The 21,579-nt window shown below is 64.3% G+C and carries 18 protein-coding genes; 12 read left to right on the forward strand and 6 right to left on the reverse strand.

Annotated features, from left to right (window positions below; translation table 11 throughout):
* Nucleotides 1–117: 117 nt before the first annotated feature.
* Nucleotides 118–636 (forward strand): GNAT family N-acetyltransferase, encoded by a 519-nt coding sequence (locus tag EAV90_RS17105; protein ID WP_129144096.1) that lies wholly within the window; start codon nt 118–120, stop codon nt 634–636.
* Between the two features lie 68 nt (nt 637–704).
* Here the strand turns inward: EAV90_RS17105 and EAV90_RS17110 are convergent, their stop codons facing one another.
* The 3 genes from EAV90_RS17110 to EAV90_RS17120 form a co-directional block, all read right to left on the reverse strand.
* On the reverse strand, nt 705–1,778 hold the full coding sequence (locus EAV90_RS17110) for a hypothetical protein (protein WP_129144097.1): 1,074 nt from the start codon (nt 1,776–1,778) through the stop codon (nt 705–707).
* A gap of 71 nt (nt 1,779–1,849) precedes the next feature.
* Nucleotides 1,850–3,337 (reverse strand): flavin-containing monooxygenase, encoded by a 1,488-nt coding sequence (locus tag EAV90_RS17115; RefSeq protein WP_164936976.1) that lies wholly within the window; start codon nt 3,335–3,337, stop codon nt 1,850–1,852.
* 100 nt (nt 3,338–3,437) lie between these two features.
* Nucleotides 3,438–3,887: a cupin domain-containing protein gene (locus EAV90_RS17120; protein ID WP_129144099.1), complete on the reverse strand. Its 450-nt coding sequence runs from the start codon at nt 3,885–3,887 to the stop codon at nt 3,438–3,440.
* Nucleotides 3,888–4,074: 187 nt separating this feature from the next.
* On the opposite strand from EAV90_RS17120, the gene EAV90_RS17125 reads away from it, so the two are divergent.
* Nucleotides 4,075–5,100 (forward strand): AraC family transcriptional regulator, encoded by a 1,026-nt coding sequence (locus tag EAV90_RS17125; protein WP_129144111.1) that lies wholly within the window; start codon nt 4,075–4,077, stop codon nt 5,098–5,100.
* Between the two features lie 123 nt (nt 5,101–5,223).
* Here the strand turns inward: EAV90_RS17125 and EAV90_RS17130 are convergent, their stop codons facing one another.
* Nucleotides 5,224–5,856 carry a cupin domain-containing protein gene (locus EAV90_RS17130; protein WP_122401884.1) on the reverse strand — a complete coding sequence of 211 codons (633 nt, stop codon included), beginning with the start codon at nt 5,854–5,856 and terminating at the stop codon, nt 5,224–5,226.
* Nucleotides 5,857–6,073: 217 nt separating this feature from the next.
* Between EAV90_RS17130 and EAV90_RS17135 the strand changes: the two genes are divergently transcribed.
* The 8 genes from EAV90_RS17135 to EAV90_RS17170 all read left to right on the forward strand — a co-directional run bounded on the left by EAV90_RS17135 (nt 6,074) and on the right by EAV90_RS17170 (nt 18,437).
* A complete protein-coding gene (locus tag EAV90_RS17135) occupies nt 6,074–7,765 on the forward strand; it encodes a peptide ABC transporter substrate-binding protein (protein WP_129144100.1) in 1,692 nt (563 codons plus the stop codon).
* Nucleotides 7,766–7,792: 27 nt separating this feature from the next.
* On the forward strand, nt 7,793–8,743 hold the full coding sequence (locus EAV90_RS17140; RefSeq protein WP_122401886.1) for an ABC transporter permease: 951 nt from the start codon (nt 7,793–7,795) through the stop codon (nt 8,741–8,743).
* A 3-nt stretch (nt 8,744–8,746) separates the two neighbouring features.
* Nucleotides 8,747–9,622: an ABC transporter permease gene (locus EAV90_RS17145; RefSeq protein WP_122401887.1), complete on the forward strand. Its 876-nt coding sequence runs from the start codon at nt 8,747–8,749 to the stop codon at nt 9,620–9,622.
* Nucleotides 9,623–9,662: 40 nt separating this feature from the next.
* Nucleotides 9,663–10,991 carry an NAD(P)/FAD-dependent oxidoreductase gene (locus EAV90_RS17150; protein ID WP_122401888.1) on the forward strand — a complete coding sequence of 443 codons (1,329 nt, stop codon included), beginning with the start codon at nt 9,663–9,665 and terminating at the stop codon, nt 10,989–10,991.
* 8 nt (nt 10,992–10,999) lie between these two features.
* Complete coding sequence (locus EAV90_RS17155) at nt 11,000–11,926, forward strand: 2-hydroxyacid dehydrogenase (RefSeq protein ID WP_129144101.1); 927 nt, start codon at nt 11,000–11,002, stop codon at nt 11,924–11,926.
* 207 nt (nt 11,927–12,133) lie between these two features.
* A complete protein-coding gene (locus tag EAV90_RS17160; protein ID WP_245509546.1) occupies nt 12,134–13,915 on the forward strand; it encodes an ABC transporter ATP-binding protein in 1,782 nt (593 codons plus the stop codon).
* Nucleotides 13,916–14,029: 114 nt separating this feature from the next.
* A complete protein-coding gene (locus EAV90_RS40620) occupies nt 14,030–14,872 on the forward strand; it encodes a hypothetical protein (RefSeq protein ID WP_245509545.1) in 843 nt (280 codons plus the stop codon).
* 241 nt (nt 14,873–15,113) lie between these two features.
* Complete coding sequence (locus EAV90_RS17170) at nt 15,114–18,437, forward strand: adenylate/guanylate cyclase domain-containing protein (protein WP_164936977.1); 3,324 nt, start codon at nt 15,114–15,116, stop codon at nt 18,435–18,437.
* Nucleotides 18,438–18,486: 49 nt separating this feature from the next.
* Here the strand turns inward: EAV90_RS17170 and EAV90_RS17175 are convergent, their stop codons facing one another.
* Nucleotides 18,487–19,710, reverse strand: coding sequence for a polyhydroxyalkanoate depolymerase (locus EAV90_RS17175; protein WP_129144103.1), 1,224 nt, complete (start codon nt 19,708–19,710; stop codon nt 18,487–18,489).
* Nucleotides 19,711–19,875: 165 nt separating this feature from the next.
* On the opposite strand from EAV90_RS17175, the gene EAV90_RS17180 reads away from it, so the two are divergent.
* Entirely contained in the window at nt 19,876–20,532 is a 657-nt protein-coding gene (locus EAV90_RS17180; RefSeq protein ID WP_122401893.1) for a glutathione S-transferase family protein, read from the forward strand.
* A 281-nt stretch (nt 20,533–20,813) separates the two neighbouring features.
* On the opposite strand, the gene EAV90_RS17185 is transcribed toward EAV90_RS17180, so the two are convergent.
* A complete protein-coding gene (locus EAV90_RS17185; RefSeq protein WP_024339451.1) occupies nt 20,814–21,038 on the reverse strand; it encodes a hypothetical protein in 225 nt (74 codons plus the stop codon).
* 183 nt (nt 21,039–21,221) lie between these two features.
* Here EAV90_RS17185 and EAV90_RS17190 point away from each other — a divergent pair, with 183 nt between their 5' ends.
* Entirely contained in the window at nt 21,222–21,578 is a 357-nt protein-coding gene (locus tag EAV90_RS17190) for a hypothetical protein (protein ID WP_122401894.1), read from the forward strand.
* The last annotated feature ends 1 nt before the right edge of the window (nt 21,579 follow it).

Below are 21,579 nucleotides of genomic sequence, written 5' to 3' on the forward strand. Positions count from 1 at the left end.
GTTCATCATGACAAATCGCTTTTCACTGAGCGCATGATCGACCAGAATTGGCGAAGGCGGTGTGATTGATGCGCCGGAAGGATTCGCCGATCCGGACGGAGTAGCGGCAGCGGCTGCATGACAACTGAAATTCAGATTCGCGCCTTCGCGCCGCTCGATGCGGCTCCTGTGCGCGAGCTGTTCATCCGGGTAAATCGTCTGTTGGCACCCGCGCATTTGGCGGAGGCGTTCGAAAAATACATCACTCGCTCGCTCGTGGAGGAGATAGATCGAATCGCCGAATACTATTCGAGCCGGGACGGCGGTTTTTGGGTCGCTGTCGACGACGACGAAATTGTTGGCATGTTTGGGCTGGAGAGCGTTGGCGGGGAAGCGATGGAGCTGCGGCGCATGTACGTCGCTCCCGGCGCGCGACGCCGGGGAATTGCGCGGAACATGCTGGCGTTTGCGGAGCAGGAATGCCGCCGCCGGAAGCGGTTACAATTGCAGCTGAGTACGTCCGAGCTTCAGCAGGATGCGCTGGCGCTGTATCGTAACGCCGGATACGAGAACGCGGGCGAAGAGATCGCCGATGCCGCCACCAACAAGACGCTAGGCGGCGGCATTCGCCGCTACCATTTCATCAAGCGGCTCTGAGGTGAAAACTGGCTCTGCCGAGAGGAGGATGCGCATGCGATTGTCCCTGGTGACAGCTTCGTGATCGTCTACCGCCTCTTGATCTCCTCATACTTCGCCATCGCGCGCTCGAACTTCCGGTTGAACAGCCACATCGCAGCGAGGATCTCGCGGAAGCTCGCCGAGGTGCGCGCCCGGTCGGTCTGTCCGAAAGCAAAAATGCTGTTGTTGCGCAGGTGCTTCATGATCATGGGGCTGGACACCCTGTAGTTCAGGAGATCGCCCGATTTGAGCGCAGCCCGCGTCGGCGTGGGAACGATCTGGATCAGTTCGAACAGCTTCATCTGGTCGATCGGATCAGGCAGCGTCTTCACGATTTGCGGGATCTCACGGAACAGGTCGGCATGCGCGTTCATCAGCCCGTCCCGCACGTTGGTCCAGTGGTTGAAGCGGTGATCGGTGCCGCGGGCGCGTGCCTCCTCCTTGTCGTCGCGCGCGCTCAGCGCCGGATCGATCGCGGCGATGTCGCCCTTGATGGTCTCCCATTTCCGGCGGCCGTTGCGGTCTTCGGAGGGGCCGGTCTGGAAGCTGCCCATGTAGGTGTTCGAGCGCGCATTGCGGACATTCTGCTTGCCGTTGGTCTCGGCGAAGAACAGCCCGAGGCTGATGCGCCCTGCGGCCTCCGCATGCTCAGGCGCAAGCCCCTTGGCGCGCGCAATGGCGACCGCGAGATCGACGACGTCCTTGAACGGCGTTGGCGAATTCTGCGCGCTGGCAGGCGGCGCCTCCATGATGTCGAACAGCTTCGAATATTCGTCGATCAAAGGCTCGATGTCGGCGTCGAAATAGGCCGGAGGAATCTCGAACTTGTTGGGCCTCCCGATCCGCGCCGGCATGGCGTCCGTCAGGTCCTTGTAGCTGCTGATCACCGCGACGCGCGCGAGATAGAGCGCCTGTCCCGGCAGATTGGGCAGCGGCTCCTTCGCCTCGATCTGGCGTCGTCGCTCGGCGAGGATGGATTTGAAATCGGCGAGCGCCCGCTCGTAGGTGGCGAGCGCCTCGGATTGCCTTGGCGTTGGCGCGCCTTTCTGTGCAACGACGGGCGCCGCGACGAAGAAGGCAGCGGCCGCAAAGAACGCGGCGGCAAGTCGTCTCGATCCCATGGTTGGTTCCCGTCGATTCGATGGCCAGGGAGATCGTAAGCATCAGACGCGAGCTGCCGCAATTCTTCCTCTCACGCCGCCCGGTAGTCCGGCGCGGTCGCCAGAAACTTCGCGTAGATATCCGCGTCCGGCGGCGAGAAGCGCCCGGCGAACCCGCCGCGCTTCCAGTTCTTCGCACCGATGTCGGCCATCAGCTCGTCGAAATGACGGTAGTGATAGGGCGCGACGCAGAGTCCGCCATAGACGCCTGCCGCCGGCCGCTCGACGCGCTTGAAGTGCAGCATCATCTCGATGTTGTCGCGCATCTGCTTGGTCGACGGCTGGTTGGCGAGCTGGCCGTCGGCGTAGCGCACCAGCCAGTTGGCGGCGAGATCGGCGCAGAGCACGGTGCAGAACGACGAGTTGAAGCCGACGAAGCCGAGCTCCGGCAGATCGGGGTTGGCGATCAGACGATAGAGCCGGTACTGGCCGTCGGCATCGACCAGTTTCTGCCGGTAGGCCTCGGGCAGGAACGGCACGCCGAGCTTGTAGCCGATCGCGAGCACCGCGAGGTCGGCCTTGATGCGCTCGCCGCCGCTCATCACGATGCTGTCGCCTTCATAACGGTCGAACGTGCCGAACACCGCCTTGATGCGGCCGTCGGCGACCATGGGATAGAAGCCCGGCGTTGCGATCGGCACCGAGCAGTTGACGCCGTCTTCGATCCGCTCCTTCGGGACCATCTTGCAGCGGCCGAGCTTGAGCTGCGCCTTGAGCAGGCTCTCCAGCCCGCGCCAGTTCGCCCAGACCAGCGGCGCGGCGATGCGATGTGCAAATCTCGCCATCGCGCTCGCGCCCCAGCCCAGAAACATCTCCTCTTGCGCGCGGATGTAGAGGATGCGCTTGAAGTTCACGAGACCGCCGATGAAGTAAGGGATGCGCCAGACCGGCTCGCGCATTACGATCGTGACCTCGCGAGCGCCTGACTTCACCGCGTTCACGGCGATGTCGGTCGCGGACTTCGAGCCGCCGAGCACGACGACGCGGCGTCCCTTTGCAAGTACTGGATCGCCGTATTTCGACGAGTGCCGGATCTGGCCGCCCTGCGCCAGAAAACCGTCCTCGCCGGGGCAATGCAGCTCGCGCGGCTCATTGAATTGGCCGGTGCAGACGGCGACGAAATCGAAGTCTTCGTTCGTCGTGCCGTCTTTGCTCGTCAGGGTCAGCGTCCAGCCCGGTCTGCCGTCCGCGCGACGCGCCATGCCGGCAACTTCGGTGTCGTGGCGCAGCATGCGGTCGAGGCCAAAACTCCTGGCGTAGTCGGCGAGATAGGCATGGACCTGCGGCCCGGTCGGCCATTCCGGATAGGCATCCGGCATGGCGCGGTCGGTGTAGCGATAGAGTTCCTTCGGGCTCTGCGTCTGCACCTCAGGATAGGAGCGCGCCGGCTCCCAGACGCCGCCGAGATCCGAGCTGCGCTCGACGATGGTGACGCGGTGGCCGCGGCGGGAGAACGCCTTGGCGGCGGCAAGGCCGGAGACGCCGGCGCCGATCACGCAGACATGTTTGGGACTGACCATGGGATTGCTCGCTATCGATGTGTTTTCCGGGCAAGCGGCCACGTTCGGCCGCAAGGCGCGGCCGGTAGGCCTGCAAGCAGATGACAGTGGACGAGGGAGCCTAGTCGTTGGCCTCGGGCGGCAGGAAATCGACCTCATGCAGCGCCGAGATACGCACCACTTCGGCAGGGTCGGTCAGATTGTGCAGCTGGTTGAACAGCGCCTCCAGCTTCTGCATCGGTGAGACCCAGAACAGCGCGCGGCACGGCTTGTCGGACTTGTTGAAATAGCCGTGCGGAATGCCGCGCGGCATGCGCACGAGGTCGCCGGCATGGGCCTTGACCCATTGGCCATCCAGCTTGAGGTCGAGCGTGCCTTCCTGCACCAGGATGAACTCGTCCTGGGTCGGATGGATGTGCACCGGCACGAACTGGCCGGGATCGCTGTTGGTCTCGAACGCGAAGGTGGAGTCGGTCACGGCTTTGGGGAAATAGACCTGGTCAAGGATGTTCCAGCTCTTGCCGCCATAGCCCGTGCCGTTAGCGGTAATGCCCTTTTCGAGTGCAGTCATGGCTTGCTCCTCATGGATTCCGGCGGGGACGGAGCTTTCGCCAGCGATAGGCGCCTGTCTATCCGCTAAACGAATCCGAACGCCGCCATTGCCATGCAGCACGAGGATTTTGCAGGAGCCGCTCTTTTCGCATCCGCGGAACTATTATAGGCTTAAAGCAATTCCGTGACGCGAAGCGTGGTCGATGATGTCCGCAGCCGTGCTGGAACTGAACGCAAGGGCGCCTGCAGCTGAGCGGCTTGCGGCCTTCGCGCGCGTCACCACCGACAATGTCGACGAAGCCGCCGAGCAGATCGGGCGCATCTTCTGCCCGCACGATCTCGAGCCGGGAGAGGCGCGGGCGGCCGGCTTCTCCGCCCGGCACAATTGCGCTGATTTCGCCGGCTTCTCCATCAACTATGTCGCCTATGGCGGATCGGTCAGTATCGATCCCGGCTGCCTCGAGCGCTTCTTCCTGGTGCAGGTCCCGCTGGCTGGCGCCGCCCGCATTCGTGCCGGCGGCTGTGAACTCGATTCCGCGCCGGACCGGACGGCGTCACTGCTGTCGCCGACGATCCCGACGCGGATGATCTGGACCGACTGCGCCCAAGCGATCCTGCTGCTCGAGCGCCGCATGGTCGAGCAGCGAGCCGCGGCGCTGGCGGGCAGGACGGTCGGCACGGTCGAATTCGATCCCGTGATCGAACTCGACGCGCCCTCCGGACGGGCCCTGCAGACCAGTCTTGCCGAGTTGATGACGCTCGCCGAGCGTGTCGGTCCCTCCGGCAGGCTGTCGCCGGTCGCGATGGCCGATTGGCGCGAAGCGCTGCTCGATCATCTCCTCAACGGGCAGAGGCATGGCCTGTCGGACGCGATTCGAACGTTCTCAGGACAGGCCGAGCGCTTGCCGCGCGCGCTCCGCGCCGCGCGCGACCATCTGGCGGACAATGCCGGCGAGCCGCTCGATCTCGCGCAGCTCGCCTGCGTGTCCGGCATCGGCATTCGCGCGCTTCAGCTCGGCTTCCGCCGTCACTTCGGCGTGTCCATCTCGCAGATGCTGCTCGACATGCGCCTTGCTGGCCTGCACGCGCGCCTCGCGCAGGCGGCACCCGATGCCTGCATCACCGAGATCGCCTTCGATCTCGGCTTCACCCATCTCGGCCGCATGGCCGGCGCCTACCGCGATAAATTCGGCGAGACACCGTCGGCCACGCTGCGGCGTCGGATGAGCTAGATGAAGTGAATCGGGCAGCTGTTCGCGGTTTGCCTCTCCTACAGGAGCCCTACAGGAGAGGTGTTCCGAGTTCTGGGCGCGTCAACTCAACCAAAACTCATCCAACTCTGCTTCCGTGCCGCCTCAACCCGACGGCGAATCGGTCTGGAGCAGCGTCGTCACCCAGATCGCGCGCGCCACCTGCTGCGTCGGGTTGTCGAACATGTGCGGCACGATGCTCGGGAAGCGAAAGCTGTCGCCGGCTTCCAGCAGGTGAGCCTGGTTGTCGAGCCACAGCCGCAGGCTGCCTGAGAGGATGTAGCCCGCCTTCTCACCGGTGTGCTGCAGGAAGTCGGTGCCGGACGAGGCTCCGGGATTGAGCGTGAGCTCGTAGAGCTCGAGCTGGCCTTTCCCTGCAGGGGTCAGCGCTTCCTTGACGACGCCGCTGGCGGTGAGCCGCAGCAGCCGCCGGCTGTTCTTGCGCACGATGTAGCGTTGCCCGTCGGAGGGATCGCTGCTTTCGAAGAAGTAGGAGATGGGAACGTCGAGCGCGATGCTGAGCAGGCGCAGCGTACGGACCGACGGCATGGCGCGCGCGCGCTCGAGCTGGCTGATCATGCCGGTGGACAGGCCGGTCTTGTTGGCGACGTCCTGGATCGAGAGGCCGGCGCGCTGACGCAGCAGCCGCACCGTTTCACCCAGGCGCTGGTCGACCGCATCGTCAGCTTCGATCGCCGGAGCGTCCTTGGTGCCGTTCGTGTCGCCGCGACCATCCATGTCGCTCTCCCATGCATCATCTCAGCCTCGGGCATCGGCTCCGTGACTTTAGTCAGAGTGAAAAGATTGCGCATACTAGCAATGTGATTGACAGCTGTATTTAGTCATGATGAACTTTTGATCGAAAAATTTAGAAGCACTAAAGCCCACTCCTGTCCCTCTGCCGGGGTCTCGGGGCGCGGGAGACGGTGCCGCGTGCGGAAACGGAGAGTGGGTGATGGCACACGACACTGGCAAGCGTGGCGTTGGGGCACTGCATCTCGGCATTCCGAATCGCCGTCAATTCGTCCAGCTCGGCGCGGGCGCCGCAGCGGGATGGACGCTTTCAGGCAACGCCTTCGCCCAGACCGAACGTCCCACCAATCCGCCGGACAAGCCGCGCGGCCAGGTGATCGCGGCGCTGTCGCAGGAGCCGACCGTCTTTCATCCCTTGATGCCGGGCATCGAGGTCGACCAGGGCATCTGGTGGCAGGTGTTCTCGCTGCTCTGGTACATCGATCCCGCCGGCAATTTCGTTCCAGATCTCGCGCGCGAAGTCCCGACCCTCGAGAATGGCGGTCTATCGGCCGACGGTCTGACCTGGAAGATCAAGCTGCGCAATGACGTGAAATGGCACGACGGCACGCCTTTCACGGCCGAGGACGTGAAGTTCTCGCTCGAATTGATCAACGACCCCAATTTCCGCGCCCGCAGTCGCGTCGGCCACAGCCTCGTCAAGGACATCAAGGTCGTCGCGCCCGACGAGATCCATTGGCGCATGGAAGCGCCCTATTCGCCCTACATGTCGATCCTGGGATCGCTGACCTTCATCGTGCCAAAACACATCCTGGAGAAGGTGTCCGATCCGAACGCCTCGCCGTTCCACAATGCGCCTATCGGCACCGGGCCGTTCCGCTGGGGCGAACGCGTGCCCGGGGACCACATCCTGCTCAACGCCCACATCGGCTATCACGGCAAGGGGCCTTACGTCGAACGCGTGGTCTTCAAGTACATCCCCGATCTCACCGTGCTCTACACCCAGTTCCGCACCGGCCAGGTCGACTACACCGGCCTGCAAGGCATCTTGCCGAACTTCGTGCAGGAGGCGAAGACGCTGAAGGGGCGCAATATCGTCGTCTCCTCGACCTCCTCGGTGGAGCATATCGCGCCCAATCTGGAGTTCGGTCCCTTCGCTGATCGCGCGGTGCGCGAGGCGCTCTATCTCGCCATCAACAAGCAAGCGATCATCGATGCGCTCAATTACGGATTGCCCAAGCAGACCGAGAGCTTCGTGCCGCAGCAGGCCTGGTCGTTCCAGCAGGGACTGCCGCAGCATAAATACGATCCGGCCAAGGCCAACGCGCTGCTCGATGCCGCCGGATGGGTACGCGGCGCGGGTGGCATTCGCGAGAAGGGCGGCGTCAAGCTCGAATTCGCCAACTCCACGACGTCAGGCAACGCGGTGCGGGAGCAGACCCAGCAGCTTCTGATCCAGGACTGGCGTGCGATCGGCGCTGCGATGCGCGTCAACAACATGCCGGCGGCCGTGATCTGGGGCGACTTCTGGCAGCAGTCGAAGTTCAACTCGGTGATCGTGGGCGTGAATTTCATGTTGGGCAGCGACCCCGACGTGACGCCGCGCTTCGGCTCGGGCTCCATTCCCGCCAAAGGCGGGCGCGGCTACAACACCTATCAGTACCGGAGCGCGGAGGCCGATCGGCTGCTCGCCGAAGGCGCCAAGCAGTTCGATCTGTCACAGCGCAAGGCGAGCTATGGCGAGCTGCAGAAGCTGATCCGTAACGATCTCGCCATCCTGCCGCTGTTTCAGGGGTTCATTGCCGAGGGCGTCAAGGAGGGCCTGCAGGGCTTCCGTCCCAACATCAACACCTCGATCAACTGCTGGAATATCCGCGAATGGTATTGGGCCTGATGTCCTGGCCACGCCGGATCGCCTGAGATGGCCCGTTACGTCGTCAATCGCCTGGCGCAGGCAATCATGCTGCTGGTGATCGTCTCGGGAATCGGCTTTGCCGTCCTGCATATGGCGCCCGGCGGTCCGCTGTCGCAATTCGCGGCCTCCGCGCAGATGACGCAGGAGGATCTCGATCGCGTCACCAGGCAGCTCGGGCTGGATCGGCCGCTCCCGATCCAGTATCTCGACTGGTTCGGCCGCATGCTCAAAGGCGATTGGGGCCGCTCCTATCGTGACGGCGAGGCGGTGCTGTCGGTGATCTCCTCGCATCTCGGCGCCACGCTGGAGCTGATGGCGACGGCGACGATCATCGCGGTGCTGCTCGGCTGCTGGATCGGCATCCTCGGCGCGCTGCGCCGCTATTCGCTGTTCGATGCGCTCGCCACCGTCGGCGCCATGATCGCGCTGTCGATTCCGACCTTCTGGTTCGGCCTCGTCACCATCTACGTCTTCTCGGTGAAGCTCGGCTGGTTGCCGTCCGGCAACCGCGAGACCGTTGGCGACGGCTCCTTTCTCGACCTGCTGCATCATCTGATCGCGCCGGCCATGGTGCTGGCGCTGGTCGAGACCGCGATGTGGGGCCGCTTCATGCGCTCCTCGATGCTCGAGGTCATCAACCAGGACTACATCCGCACTGCGCGCGCCAAGGGCATGCCGGAATGGCGCATCCTCACCGTGCATGCCTTGCGCAACGCGCTGCTGCCGATGATCACGGTGGCGGGCCTTCAGTTGCCGACGCTGCTCGGCGGCGCGCTGGTCGCCGAGACCGTGTTCACCTGGCCCGGCATGGGCCGGCTATTCCTCGATTCCATCGGCTATCGCGACTATCCCGTGGTGATGGGCATCCTGATGTTCTCGGCGACGATGGTGCTGATCGGCTCGCTGCTCGCCGACATCCTCTACGCCGTGGTCGATCCGCGCATTCGGGTGGGCTAGGCGATGGCGACCGCAGTCCTCTCCACCGCCCAGCTGGCGCCCGGCCAGGCCGCATGGCGGCGCTTCCGCCGGCACCGGCTGGCGCTCGCGGGCGCCGTGATCATCCTGGTGCTCGTGCTCGGCTCGGCCTTCGGTCCGTATCTGCTGCCGTTCGATGACACCTATATCGACATCATGAAACGGTTCGCGCCGCCGCTTTCCGGCGCGCACATCCTCGGCACCGACGAGCTCGGCCGCGACGTGCTGGCGCGGCTGATGATGGGCGGGCGTGTCTCGCTCTCGATCGGCATCGTCGCGATGGTGATCGCGATGGCGGTCGGCATCGTGGTCGGCGCCTTCGCCGGATTCTATGGCGGCGTGGTCGGCGCGGTGCTGATGCGGCTGGTCGATGCCGTCTTGTGCTTTCCGACGATCTTCCTGCTGCTTGCGCTGGCGGCGCTCACCGAGCCGGGCCTCGTCACCACCACCGTGCTGATTGCGGCCACCGCCTGGATGGCGGTTGCCCGCGTCGTCGAAGCCCAGGTGCGGTCGTTGCGCGAGCGTGAGTTTGCGGTGGCCGCGCTCGCCTTCGGTTCGTCGAACTTACGGATCATGTTCCGCGAGCTGGTGCCCAATGCGATCGCACCGATCGTGGTCGCTGCGACGCTCAACGTCGCCAAGGCGATCCTGCTCGAATCCTATGTCAGCTATCTCGGCTACGGCATCCAGCCGCCGGCGGCGAGCTGGGGCAACATGCTCAACAACGCGCAGATCTATCTCACCAGCGCGCCCTGGCTCGCGATCGCGCCGGGCGTCGCCATCACGCTCGCCGTGACCAGCTTCAACTTTCTCGGTGATGGCCTCCGCGATGCGCTGGATCCGCGAATGAACATCCCATGACGAGCAAGATCTCGATCGAACTGACCTCCAGGAGTGCCCCATGTCCCCGCCGCTCAACCGTATAAATAGCGACGAACGCCTGCCGACGCAGGTGGATGTCGTCGTCATCGGCGGCGGCGTCATCGGCGTTTCCGCGGCCTATCATCTGGCCAAGAAGGGCCATTCTGTCGCGCTGGTCGAAAAGGGCCATGTCGGCGGCGAGCAGTCCAGCCGCAATTGGGGCTGGTGCCGCCAGCAGGGCCGCGCGCGCGAGGAGATTCCGCTCGCCCGCGAGGCGCTGCGGCTTTGGGAGGACATGCAGAACGATGCCGGCGTCGATGCCGGCTTCCGCCGCACCGGCGTCCTCTTCCTCACCAAGAGCAAGGATGAACTCGCAAGCTGGGAGCGCTGGGCAGCGGTCGCGCGCGAGCAGCAGGTCCACTCCACCGTGCTGACTCCCGCGGAGGTTGCCGAGCGCATGCCTGGGAATGCGGACCAATGGGTCGGCGGCCTGCACACGCCCAGCGACGGCCGCGCAGAGCCATCGATGGCCGTGCCCGCGCTCGCCACCGCCGCGCGAAAACACGGCGTCACCATCCATCAGGGCTGCGCCGCGCGCGGCCTGGAGACGCGAGGCGGGAAGGTCAGCGCGGTCGTCACCGAGAAGGGCACCATCCGCACGCAAGCGGTGCTGCTGGCGGGCGGCGCGTGGTCCTCGTTGTTCTGCCGCCGCCACGGTATCGAGCTGCCGATCGGTCTCGTCAACGCCACCGCGTGCCGGACCACGCCGGGGCCGGAGATCACCTCCGGCGCGCTCGGCACCGATTTCTACTGCATCCGCCGCCGCCTCGACGGCGGCTTCACGCTGGCGCTGCGCAACCGCGGCACGGTGGAGCTGTCGCCGGACCTGTTCCGCTACGCGCGCACCTTCTGGCCGACCTATCAGCATCGCAAGAACGGCCTGAAACTGTCGTTCGGCAAGTCGTTCTTCGACCAGCTCATGCGCGGCACGGGCTGGAGCTTCGACAAGCCGTCGCCGTTCGAGGCCGAGCGCGTGCGTGATCCCGCGCCTGACATGTCGCTGGTCAATTCGGCGCTCGCAGCGCTGATCAAGTCGAATCCGGAATTGAAGGACATCGAGATCGCGGAAGCCTGGGGCGGCACGATCGACTGCACGCCGGATACGATTCCGGTGATCTCGCCGGTCGATGCGCTGCCCGGTTTCTTCCTCGCGACCGGCTTCTCCGGCCACGGTTTTGGCATCGGCCCCGCGGCCGGCAAGCTCGCCGCCGACATCGTGACGGGTTCGACGCCGCTGGTCGATCCCGCCGCCTACAGCCACAAGCGCATGATCGACGGTCGGCGGCTCGCGCCGGTCAGCCCGTTCTGAGGGCCGGTATGACGGTTCTCTACAAGGCCAACATGGTGCGCGGCGCCGAGTGGGCGCGCTTGTTCGCGGAGCGCGCGCCCGACATCCCGTTCCGGCTCTGGCCCGACATCGGCAATCCCGCCGACGTCCGCCATCTCGTGGCATGGGTGCCGCCGGATGACATCGCGACGACCTTTCCCAATCTCGAGCTGGTCTTCTCGGTTGGTGCAGGCGTCGATCAGTTCGACACCTCGAAAGTCCCAGCGCACATTCCGCTGGTCCGCATGCTGGAGCCCGGCATCGCCGAGACCATGGTCGAATACGTCACCATGGCCGTGCTCGCGCTGCATCGCGACCTTCTACACTTCATCAATCAGCAGAAGCAGCAGGTCTGGCGCGAAATCCGGATCACGCCGGCCAAGCGCCGGCATGTCGGCGTGATGGGGCTCGGCCAGCTCGGTCAGGCCGTGCTCGCACGTCTCAAGGCGTTCGGCTTTCCGCTATCGGGGTGGAATCGCTCGCCGCGCCAGATCGAGGGTGTCACCTGCTACGCGGGCGCCGACGCCTTGCCGGACTTTCTGGCGCAGGTCGACATTCTCGTCTGCCTGCTGCCGCTGACGGATCAGACGCGCGGCATTCTCAATGCCGATCTGTTCGCGTGCCTGCCGCGCGGGGCAGGGCTCGTCAATGTCGGGCGTGGCCCGCATCTCGTCGAGTCCGACTTCCTTGCGGCCCTCGACAGCGGCGCGCTGTCAGGCGCGGTGCTCGACGTCACCGATCCCGAGCCGCTGGCTGCAGGACATCCGTTCTGGAGCCATCCGCGTATCCTGCTGACCCCGCACAATGCCAGCATGACGACGCCCGATACGGCCGTCGATTTCGTGCTCGACGTCATCGCCCGTCACCGCCGCGGCGAGGAGCTGCCGGGGCGTGTCGATCGCACGCGCGGTTATTGAGGTGATGATGCGAGCATCGGTGCAGCCACGAGCGCAGTTCACCTCTCCCGCTTGCGGAGACACCCTCTCCCCAACCCTCCGCAAGCGGGGGAGGGAGGGCACTTTCTCCGCGGCGGGCCCCGAGGTCCATCTGTGAGCGGCGCCGCGACCAAACCCGTCGTTGCCGAAGCCCCCGTGCTCTCGGTCGCCGGCCTCACCACCTCCTTCATGCTCGACCGGAGATGGATCCCTGTCGTCCGCGACGTCTCGTTCGATATCGCGCCGCGCGAGACCGTCGCGATCGTCGGCGAGTCGGGCTCGGGCAAGAGCGTCACCGCGCTCTCGATCATGCGGCTGATTCCGCAGGAGGTCGGCCGCGTCGAGGGCCGCATCATGCTTGCGGGGCGCGATTTGCTCGGGCTGCCCGAAGCGAGCATGAAAGACATCCGCGGCAATGACGTCGCCATGATCTTCCAGGAGCCGATGACGAGCCTCAACCCGGTGCTCACCATCGGCTTCCAGATAGCGGAGGCGCTGATCCAGCATCGCGGCCTGTCGCGCGCGGCGGCGGAAGCCGAAACCATCCGTCTGCTCGATCGCGTCCGCATCCCGGCGGCGACATCGCGCTTCCACGAGCATCCGCATCGCTTCTCCGGCGGCATGCGCCAGCGCGTGATGATCGCGATGGCGCTGGCCTGCAAGCCGAAGCTCTTGATCGCGGACGAGCCGACGACCGCGCTCGACGTCACCATTCAGGCCCAGATCCTCGAGCTGTTGAAGGAGCTCCAGCGCGAGGAGGCGATGTCGATCCTCTTCATCACCCACGACATGGGCGTGGTCGCCGAAATCGCGGATCGCACCGTGGTCATGTATGGCGGGCAGGCGGTCGAGCTCGATGCCACCTCGCGCATCTTCGCCGCGCCCTCGCATCCCTACACAAGGGCACTGCTCGCGGCGGTGCCGCGCCTCGGCTCGATGGACGGGCGAGCGCGGCCGATGCGGTTTCCGATCGTCGACAAGGTGACGGGGACTTTGGACGAGCCGGCGGAGACGCCAGACACGGTCTCGACCGCCGAGCGGCCGCTGCTCGAAGTCTCAGGCCTCACCACGCGCTTTCCGATCCGCTCGGGCCTGTTCGGCAAAGTCTCGGGCCGCGTCCATGCGGTCGAGAACGTCTCCTTCACCCTGCGCGCCGGCGAGACGCTGGCGCTGGTCGGCGAATCCGGTTGCGGCAAGTCGACGACGGGCCGATCCATTCTGAAGCTGACGGAGCCGGACAGCGGAACGGTCCTGATCGATGGCCAGGATGTACTGGCCATGAACGGCCGAGCTCTACGCGATTTCCGCAAGAACATGCAGATCGTGTTTCAGGATCCGTTCGCGAGCCTCAATCCGCGCATGTCGGTGGGAACGGCGATCGCAGCACCATTGCTCGCCAACGGACTCGCCTCGGCGTCGCAGGCCCGCGACAAGGTCGCCGACCTCCTCGTCCGCGTCGGCCTCGTCGCCGACATGGCCGCGCGCTTCCCGCACGAATTCTCCGGCGGCCAGCGCCAGCGCATCTGCATCGCGCGCGCACTCGCGCTCGGACCGAAGCTGATCGTCGCGGACGAAGCCGTCTCGGCGCTCGACGTCTCGGTCAAGGCGCAGGTCGTCAATTTGATGCTCGACCTCCAGGCCAGCATGGGCCTTGCCTACCTCTTCATCTCCCACGACATCGCCGTGGTCGAGCGCATGAGCCACCGCGTCGCCGTGATGTATCTCGGCGAGATCGTCGAAATCGGCACGCGCGCTTCGGTGTTCGGCAATCCCCAGCATCCCTATACCAGGAGGCTGATGGCCGCCGTGCCGGTGCCCGACCCGTTGCGCCGCGGTATGCGCCGGGAAGCATCCAACGACGAGATCAGAAGCCCGGTGCGCGCGCCGGATTATCAGCCGCCAGTGCGTCAATATCGAGAAGTGTCGCCCGGCCACGTCGTCCAGGTCTGGGGCGAGGAGTGGTCGGGCTGACACTGCGAACTTCACGATGCCAAGCGCGGATCTTCGATTTTCGGCAAGACCGGGGCGCTCCTGACCAACCGCGCGTTGCAGATCCAGCGTGTTCGCGGTCCGGTTAGCGCGACGGTGCAGACGCGTCCTCCGGAAAATGTGACCGAATGGAGCGACAGCGAAGAGCAGTGTGTGAACCGCTTCATACTCGATCGCTCGGTTTCTGAACTACCACTCCCGCAAGAAATTGCCGCACCCGCACATTTGCCAAACTCGGGTGAGATGCAATGCCTGCGCAGCCGCATGCTCGCAGCTTTGGATTGGCTCCGTTTTGCTCACGAGCAGGCCAATCCCATCACTCAGCATCTTTTCAGAAATTGGAATGGAAGGGCATCGCGCAACTCACGCAGCTTCTGTTCGGGGTCGGCCGGTAGGCTGCTACTAGCTCAGAAGGAGCTCCCTATGAAGATAAGCAGCGCAATTTCCAGCGCCTTCTCTTTGACCAGGCGCGTCAGCAATCTCCGGATCGCCCGTTCCAGTCTGATCAAAACGGCTCATCTTCTTGAAAGGATCGGACTGGCAGCCGTTGGGGGCTCTTGCGGCCTGTATGTTGGTGCGACCCTGTTACGTCAGAAAGGTGGACTGTTTGAAAGCGGCTGGATCGTGCTGATAACGATGCTCTATGGGGCTCTCGGCTATTACGTCGGAATTGATTTGTCCGGCAATGTTGCAAGGAGGCCGACGTCGAGCATCTCGGAAGAATGGAACGGTTCCGAGCCGGTCGAGATCATGAGTGCGGCCGGAACGTTCAGCGCGGCGATCGCCGCAACCATGTCCGTCAGCATCCTTGTCCTTGACCAAAACCTGCCTAACGGCCTGATAGGCTTTGTTGCCGGCTGTTGGGTGGTTGGTTCTTCGCTTCAAGTTGCGGCGGGCACGATGGCTCGCAGCTATGAAGCGCCGATCAGCGAGCAATGAAGTGAACTGCGGTGACGGAAAAAGCCCGCCTGGTACTGTAGGTGAGCACAAGCCGCAGTATTGCAACGATGTGTAACGGCAAGGCCGTTCGCATCGAGTGGTGCCGTTGCTTGAAAGCGGTATCGGTAACCTAAGCTGTCGCGAACAAACAAGACGTGCCATCATGGTGGCGTTGGTATATTGTCCCCCGCGCCGTGATCCAAAATTCTGCTAATTGCCAACCACACGATCGGTGGAGCCAATGCAGATTGCGGAGTGGCTCGAAAAGCTGGGGCTAGCGCAATACGCAGAGCGCTTTGCGCAAAATGGGATCGACATAGGCGTCCTTCCCGAACTGATGGACGAGGACTTCGATAAGCTCGGAGTCCTGCTCGGCCATCGCCGCAAAATGTTGCGTGCGATCGCCGACCTCGATCCAGCCGCGTCGATCGCATCGCCGGTTCATCCTCATGACGCCGAGCGCCGTCACCTCACCGTCATGTTCTGCGATCTGGTCGGCTCGACTGCGCTCTCGGCGCGTCTCGATCCCGAGGATATGTGGGAAGTGATCCGGGCCTACCGCGCGGCCTGCGCGAGCGTTGTTGCGGCCTATGATGGCAGGATAGCCCGGTTCGTCGGTGACGGAATACTCGTCTATTTCGGCTATCCCCGCGCTCACGAGGATGATGCGGAACGGGCGGTGCGGGCGGGTCTCGAGGCGATCTCTGCGGTTCGGCAACTCGATACAGCCGATGGCGAACGGGTCGAACTGCGAATCGCAATCGCGACAGGGCTTGTGGTGGTTGGCGACCTCATCAGCGGAGAGGCGTCAGAGGAGCACGGAACGATCGGCGATACACCAAACCTCGCCGCCCGGCTCCAGAGCCTTGCGGAGCCGGGGGCGGTCGTCGTTGCCTCGTCCACGCGCAGGCTGCTGGGAGATCTCTTCACTTTTCGCAATCTGGGCCGCCGCGAGGTCAAGGGAATAGCCGAACCCATCGCGGTCTGGGCGGTCGAGGGAGCGACCGCATCGGAGAGCCGTTTCGAAGCGGTCCGCCCGGCGCGCTCGATCGGGTTTGTCGGCCGCAAGAACGAGATCGAATTCATCCTCTCGCGGCAGCAAGAGGCATGGCAGGGTCAGGGCCGGATCGTATTGATTTCTGGTGAAGCGGGCATCGGCAAGTCGCGTATTGTCGCAACGCTCTCCGAAAGCCCCTCGCTGGGGGTGCACCGCCGCGTGCGGTATCAGTGCTCGCCTTACCACACCAACAGTGCGCTTCATCCCTTTGTCGCGCAGCTCGAGCGCGGCGCCGGCATCCGCCCGCATGACACGCCCGGGCAAAAGCTCGATAAACTCGAGGCTATGCTGGCGCTCGGAACACAGCAGGTCGTTCAAGCGACACCGCTCATCGCGGCTCTCCTTTCTATTCCCACCGGCGACCGTTATCCGTCGCTCGGATTGAGCCCGGCGCAGCAGCGGCGACAGACGTTTGCCGCGCTTCTCGACCAGCTCGAGGGCTTGGCGCGAGAGCAGCCGCTGCTGATCGTTTGCGAGGATATGCATTGGGCCGATGCCACCACGCTTGAACTGTTCGATCTCGGAGTCGACCGGATCAGGGGGCTGCCGATCCTCGTGCTCATGACCTCCCGGCCGGAGTTCGAGCCCTCCTGGTCGGGCCTTGCCAACGTCAGTCTGTTGCGGCTCGATCGGCTCGACCGACAGGATACGCGCGCGCTGGTCGAGCAGGTGGCGGTCGGCCGCCAGCTGCCGCGCGAGATGATGGAGCAAATCATCGACAGGACGGACGGCATTCCATTGTTCGTCGAGGAACTGACCAAGATGGTGCTAGAGTCCGGATTGCTCGTCGAAGAGTCCGGACGCTATCGCCTCGACAGTCCGCTCCCGCCGCTCGCCATTCCAGCGACGCTGCAGGACTCGCTGATGGCGCGGCTCGACCGGCTGGCTCCAGTCAAGGAGGTGGCACAGATCGGCGCCGCCATCGGCCGCGACTTTTCATACGCTCTGCTGAGATATGTGACGGGACGCGACGATCTGACGCTGAGCAATGCGCTGGGACAACTGGAAGAGGCCGAACTGCTGGTCCGTCGCGGCACTCCGCCTGAAGCAAATTATAGCTTCAGGCACGCTCTCGTTCAGGAGGCAGCCTATGGGGGCCTGCTCAGGAGCAAACGGCAGGTGCTTCACAAGCGCATCGGCGATGTCCTGCGCGACAAGTTTCCAGTCGTTGCCGAGACTGAGCCGGAAGTTCTGGCGTACCACTTCACCGAGGCGGGACTGAACGAGATCGCTCTCGAATGGTGGCGCAAGGCGGGCCAGCAGGCGCTCAAACGCTCGGCCTATTCCGAGGCGATCGCACATCTCGGCAAGGCGATCGCCGCCGCCGATCAGTTGCCCGATGATCCCGGCCGGATGATGGGCCGGCTTCATCTTCAAATCGCATATGGCCGCGCATTACGGGGCGGCCTCGGGCACAACGCTCCCGAAACGGTAGCGGCATGGACGCGCGCGCGACAGTTCGCGGCCGATATCGATGATCCCGTTGAACTTGCGCCGGTCCATTCGGGTCTCTTCAATGCTTGCCTGACACACGGCGAACTCGCTCCGATGCGGGAGCTGGCGGATGCCATCTGGAGCGTCGCCGACCGACGGCCAGACTCGCCGGTGGCCGCCGTCGTTGCCCATTGGACGAGTGGCGTCACCTGCTGGTTCGGAGGCGACTATTTGAACGCGCGAACGCATCTTGAGCGGGCGCTGGCGATCTATGGGGCCGAACCGGATCCCGCGACATTCAGGGCTTCGGCGCTGGATCTTCCGTTCGTGATCATGAGGTTTCTCGCCCTGGTGCTCTGGCCGCTTGGCGCAGTCGCTCGCGCGCGCAGGCTTGCCGCCGACGCGGTGAGTGCTTCAGGAGAAAAGCGGGCGCTTTCCCAGGCCAACGCGCTTGTTCATCGCGCCGTGTTCGATGGACTATGCGGGGGCATGTTGCAGCAGACAGAGACGATCCTGGCGCTCGGTCTCGCGCGCGACCATACGATGCCGCTGTACGTGGCCGCCGGCACCTACCTGAATGGCCTCGCCAAGTGGCGTGCCGGCGACCGAATCGCCGGTCTGGCGGATATGCGTCACGGCTGGACCTTGCTGCACGAGAACGACTGCTACCTCTGCGAACCGTTTTGGGGAATGCATATCGCCATGGCGGAAGCAGAGGTGGGCCAGGTCGACACCGGGCTTGAACTCTTGAACGAGTTGATCGCCTCGACGGGACAATCCGGCCAGCATTGGCTTGATGCCGAGCTGCACCGCGTGCGGGGAGAACTCCTGTCGCGCCATGATCCTTCGAACGGTGCCGAGGACGCCCTCAAGCGAGCGTTGGAGATCGCCCGACACCAACAGACGAAGACCTTCGAATTGCGCAGTGCCCTTGGACTTGCGCGCCTGCACAAGATGCACGGTCGAGCGGGCGCGGCATTCGATGTGCTCGCTCCCACGCTCGCCGAATTCGATGCCGAGGGAAATCTTCCCGAAGTCGAACAGGCGAAGGAGCTGCTCAAGCAAGAGCATTGAGGCATGTCCCGTCAACTCTTGCTGGCGCCTTGGGGGCCAGGCGTGACGGTCACGAATTGACGTGCACGAAATCCCGCAGCAGCGGGTAGATCTCGTTGTTCCAGCGCTTGCCCGAGAACACGCCGTAATGGCCGACGCCGGCCTGCATGTGGTGGACGCGGCGATAGGCGCGCACGCCGGTGCAGAGGTCTTGTGCTGCGAGGGTCTGGCCGATCGAGCAGATGTCGTCCTTCTCGCCCTCGACCGTCATCAGGCCCATGCGGCTGACGGCTTTGGTGTTCACCGGCCGTCCGCGATGCATCAGCTTGCCCTGCGGAAGGAGATGCTCCTGGAATACGTCGCGCACGGTCTCGATGTAGAATTCCGCCGGAAGATCCATCACGGCGAAATACTCGTCGTAGAACGTCTTGATCGTCGCGGCCTTCTCCTTCTCGCCCTTGGCGATGTGGTTGGCGAGATCGAGATGCTGCTTGATATGGCGCTCGAGATTCATCGATACGAAGGCGGTCAGCTGCACGAAGCCGGGATAGACCTTGCGCAAGGCGCCGCGGCACTGCATCGGCACGTAGTTGATGAGGTTGCGCTCGAACCACTCGATCGGCTTGCTCTTGGCGAACTCGTTGACCCTGGTCGGCTGGATCCGCGTATCGATCGGGCCCGCCATCAGCGTCAGCGTCGCCGGGCGCGAGGGATGGTTGTCCTCGCACATGATCGCGGCGGCCGCGAGCGCCGACACCGACGGCTGGCAGATCGCCACCATATGCGGCCGCGGGCCGAGTTGTCCGAGGAAATCGATCAGGTGCTCGGTGTAGTCGTCAAGCCCGAAGCGGCCTTCGCTGCGCGGAATGTCGCGCGGATTGTGCCAGTCGGTGATATAGACGTCGTGGTCCTGGAGCAGCGTCTTAACTGTGCCGCGCAGCAGCGTGGCGAAGTGTCCGGACATCGGCGCCACCAGCAGCATGCGCGGCTGCTCGGGGGCGCCATCCTTCTTGAAGTGCAGCAGCGAGCCGAACGGCGTCGCGTAGGAGATCTCCTCGGTGACGGCGATTTCGCGATTGCCCACCATGACGCTGTCGATGCCGTAGGCCGGTCGGTCATAGGTCAGGGTGGAGCGCGAGATCAGCTCCAGCGCGGCCGAGAGCCGGCCGACGACCTGGTCCGACAGGCCCTGCGGCACCAGATTGAGGAGTTTGAGCGCGGACGAAGCCCCCGCGCGCCACGGCGCCGTCAGGTCCATGTGGTTCTGAAACGCCTGATAGTACATCGACATCATACCGAAATGCCCGTCTGTCCCCCGTCGTGATGCAATATCGAAGCCAGACGGGAGCCGGACCGCCCGGAAAATTGGCACGTCGCTTGCTGCTCTCTGGGCGGGAAGCACCGGTCACGGGCCCGCACGCCTGGCGGTGCGTTGCCCCAGGCGTGAGGGAAGGGCTCTATGGCGAAGGCGACACTGACCATCAGCAGCAAGAACTACTCGTCCTGGTCGCTGCGTGGCTGGCTGCTGACGAAATTCTCTGGGCTCGATTTCGAGGAGATCGTCACCGCGCCCGACGATCCGTCGGCGCGCGCCGAAATCCTGCTGCTCTCGTCGTCGATCCTGGTGCCGTGCCTGCGACACGAGGGCGCCGTGGTCTGGGATACGCTGGCGATTGCCGAATATCTCAACGAGGTGATGCCGGACGCCGGCCTGTTGCCGGCCGACCGCATCCAGCGCGCGCATTGCCGCTCGATCTCAGGCGAAATCCATTCCGGCTTCACCACGCTGCGCGCCTCGTTGCCGGTCAACCTGAAGGGGCACTTTCCCGGCTTCAAGATCTGGTCGCGGGCGCAGGCCGACATCGACCGCGTCTGGTTCATCTGGCGCGACTGCCTGGAGAAATCGGGCGGGCCCTTCCTGTTCGGCGCGCAGCGCACCATGGCGGATGCGATGTATGCCCCGGTGGTGACGCGCTTCATGACCTATGACGTCAAGCTGGCGCCGCCGCTGAAGGCCTATGCCGAAACCATCATGGCCATGCCCGAGATGCAGGAATGGATCGCGGCGGCGAGGGAGGAGCCAGCCGAGATCGAGGAACTCGAGGTCGAATATTAGGCAGGTATTGCGCGGCCCTGCCTGTTTCGGCGGCGGGGGGCCCTGCCGCGGCGGCCTCACGGCGATGTCTTTGCCACGATTAACCTTTGGCGCCGGTGCCAGGCCCGGCCCATCCGGCGCGCTGCCGAGATATTGTACACGTCCCTAAAGCTGCATCGACATCTAGCCGTGAACAGGTGCGTACACGGCCTTTCAGCTGATTCGGACGTGATTCGTTCGGGCCGCGTTCCGAAGGTTAAAGCGAAGCGCGGCCCCGTCGCATTTTGAAACAGAGACCGCCTTCAGGCGGCACCGCGCTGCTTCACGCGTGGCAGGCGCCAGCCGATCACGGTTGCTTCGACCGCGATGCCGGCTTCGTGATTCTGCCAGCGTCCCTCGACATAGCGGCAGGCGAACGGCAGTTGATACGTTCCGCTGTGATCCTCGCACAGCACTTCGAGTGGCAGGCCCGGCGGTGGTTCTCCGGCGCCATCGAACTCCGCCAAACGTCTATCGCGCGTTGCCATTCCAAAAATCTCCCCTAATCAAAGCGCGGGAAGAGCGCCCACTTCTTCCGCGTGCGGTTCACTGCTCCCCGTCCCGGGGCAACGAGCCAAGCTCAACGCGAGAATGCGGTGCGAGTGTGGTAGCTTCACGCCGCTGTGCGCAAACAGCGCACATTGCCGTGATCGACTGGCCGAGGAACTTTCATGCTGCTTCGAAACGCTGGCATTCGTTTCGCGATGTTGCTGCTCGCAGCGCTGGCGCCTCTGCCGGTGCACGCGCAGGACGTGCCCGGCATCGAGATCTGCACAGTCGAGAAAACGATGGAGCGGCGCACCAGCTGTCTGCAGAGCAATGTTGATTTCCTGCAGAAGACCATCACCAAGCTCAATCTCGACCACCAGCAGAAGCTGGATGCGGCCAACCGCCAGATCGACGCGCTGAAGACCAGCCTCGCCGGCTTGCAGAAGACGCTCGGCGACCTGCAGGCTGCGCAGGCGAAGACGGCCGAGGATCTGAAAAAGAAGCAGGACGCGCCGCCGCCCAAGGACGCGGCGAAATAAC

The organism is Bradyrhizobium vignae (genome assembly GCF_004114425.1).
Lineage (GTDB): Bacteria > Pseudomonadota > Alphaproteobacteria > Rhizobiales > Xanthobacteraceae > Bradyrhizobium > Bradyrhizobium vignae.

Bases quoted from the DNA above. Each gene is read 5' to 3' on its own strand.
- EAV90_RS17105 (WP_129144096.1), top strand. From the start codon at position 118: ATGACAACTGAAATTCAGATTCGCGCCTTCGCGCCGCTCGATGCGGCT.
- EAV90_RS17110 (WP_129144097.1), bottom strand. From the start codon at position 1,778: ATGGGATCGAGACGACTTGCCGCCGCGTTCTTTGCGGCCGCTGCCTTC.
- EAV90_RS17115 (WP_164936976.1), bottom strand. From the start codon at position 3,337: ATGGTCAGTCCCAAACATGTCTGCGTGATCGGCGCCGGCGTCTCCGGC.
- EAV90_RS17120 (WP_129144099.1), bottom strand. From the start codon at position 3,887: ATGACTGCACTCGAAAAGGGCATTACCGCTAACGGCACGGGCTATGGC.
- EAV90_RS17125 (WP_129144111.1), top strand. From the start codon at position 4,075: ATGTCCGCAGCCGTGCTGGAACTGAACGCAAGGGCGCCTGCAGCTGAG.
- EAV90_RS17130 (WP_122401884.1), bottom strand. From the start codon at position 5,856: ATGGATGGTCGCGGCGACACGAACGGCACCAAGGACGCTCCGGCGATC.
- EAV90_RS17135 (WP_129144100.1), top strand. From the start codon at position 6,074: ATGGCACACGACACTGGCAAGCGTGGCGTTGGGGCACTGCATCTCGGC.
- EAV90_RS17140 (WP_122401886.1), top strand. From the start codon at position 7,793: ATGGCCCGTTACGTCGTCAATCGCCTGGCGCAGGCAATCATGCTGCTG.
- EAV90_RS17145 (WP_122401887.1), top strand. From the start codon at position 8,747: ATGGCGACCGCAGTCCTCTCCACCGCCCAGCTGGCGCCCGGCCAGGCC.
- EAV90_RS17150 (WP_122401888.1), top strand. From the start codon at position 9,663: ATGTCCCCGCCGCTCAACCGTATAAATAGCGACGAACGCCTGCCGACG.
- EAV90_RS17155 (WP_129144101.1), top strand. From the start codon at position 11,000: ATGACGGTTCTCTACAAGGCCAACATGGTGCGCGGCGCCGAGTGGGCG.
- EAV90_RS17160 (WP_245509546.1), top strand. From the start codon at position 12,134: ATGCTCGACCGGAGATGGATCCCTGTCGTCCGCGACGTCTCGTTCGAT.
- EAV90_RS17170 (WP_164936977.1), top strand. From the start codon at position 15,114: ATGCAGATTGCGGAGTGGCTCGAAAAGCTGGGGCTAGCGCAATACGCA.
- EAV90_RS17175 (WP_129144103.1), bottom strand. From the start codon at position 19,710: ATGATGTCGATGTACTATCAGGCGTTTCAGAACCACATGGACCTGACG.
- EAV90_RS17180 (WP_122401893.1), top strand. From the start codon at position 19,876: ATGGCGAAGGCGACACTGACCATCAGCAGCAAGAACTACTCGTCCTGG.
- EAV90_RS17185 (WP_024339451.1), bottom strand. From the start codon at position 21,038: ATGGCAACGCGCGATAGACGTTTGGCGGAGTTCGATGGCGCCGGAGAA.
- EAV90_RS17190 (WP_122401894.1), top strand. From the start codon at position 21,222: ATGCTGCTTCGAAACGCTGGCATTCGTTTCGCGATGTTGCTGCTCGCA.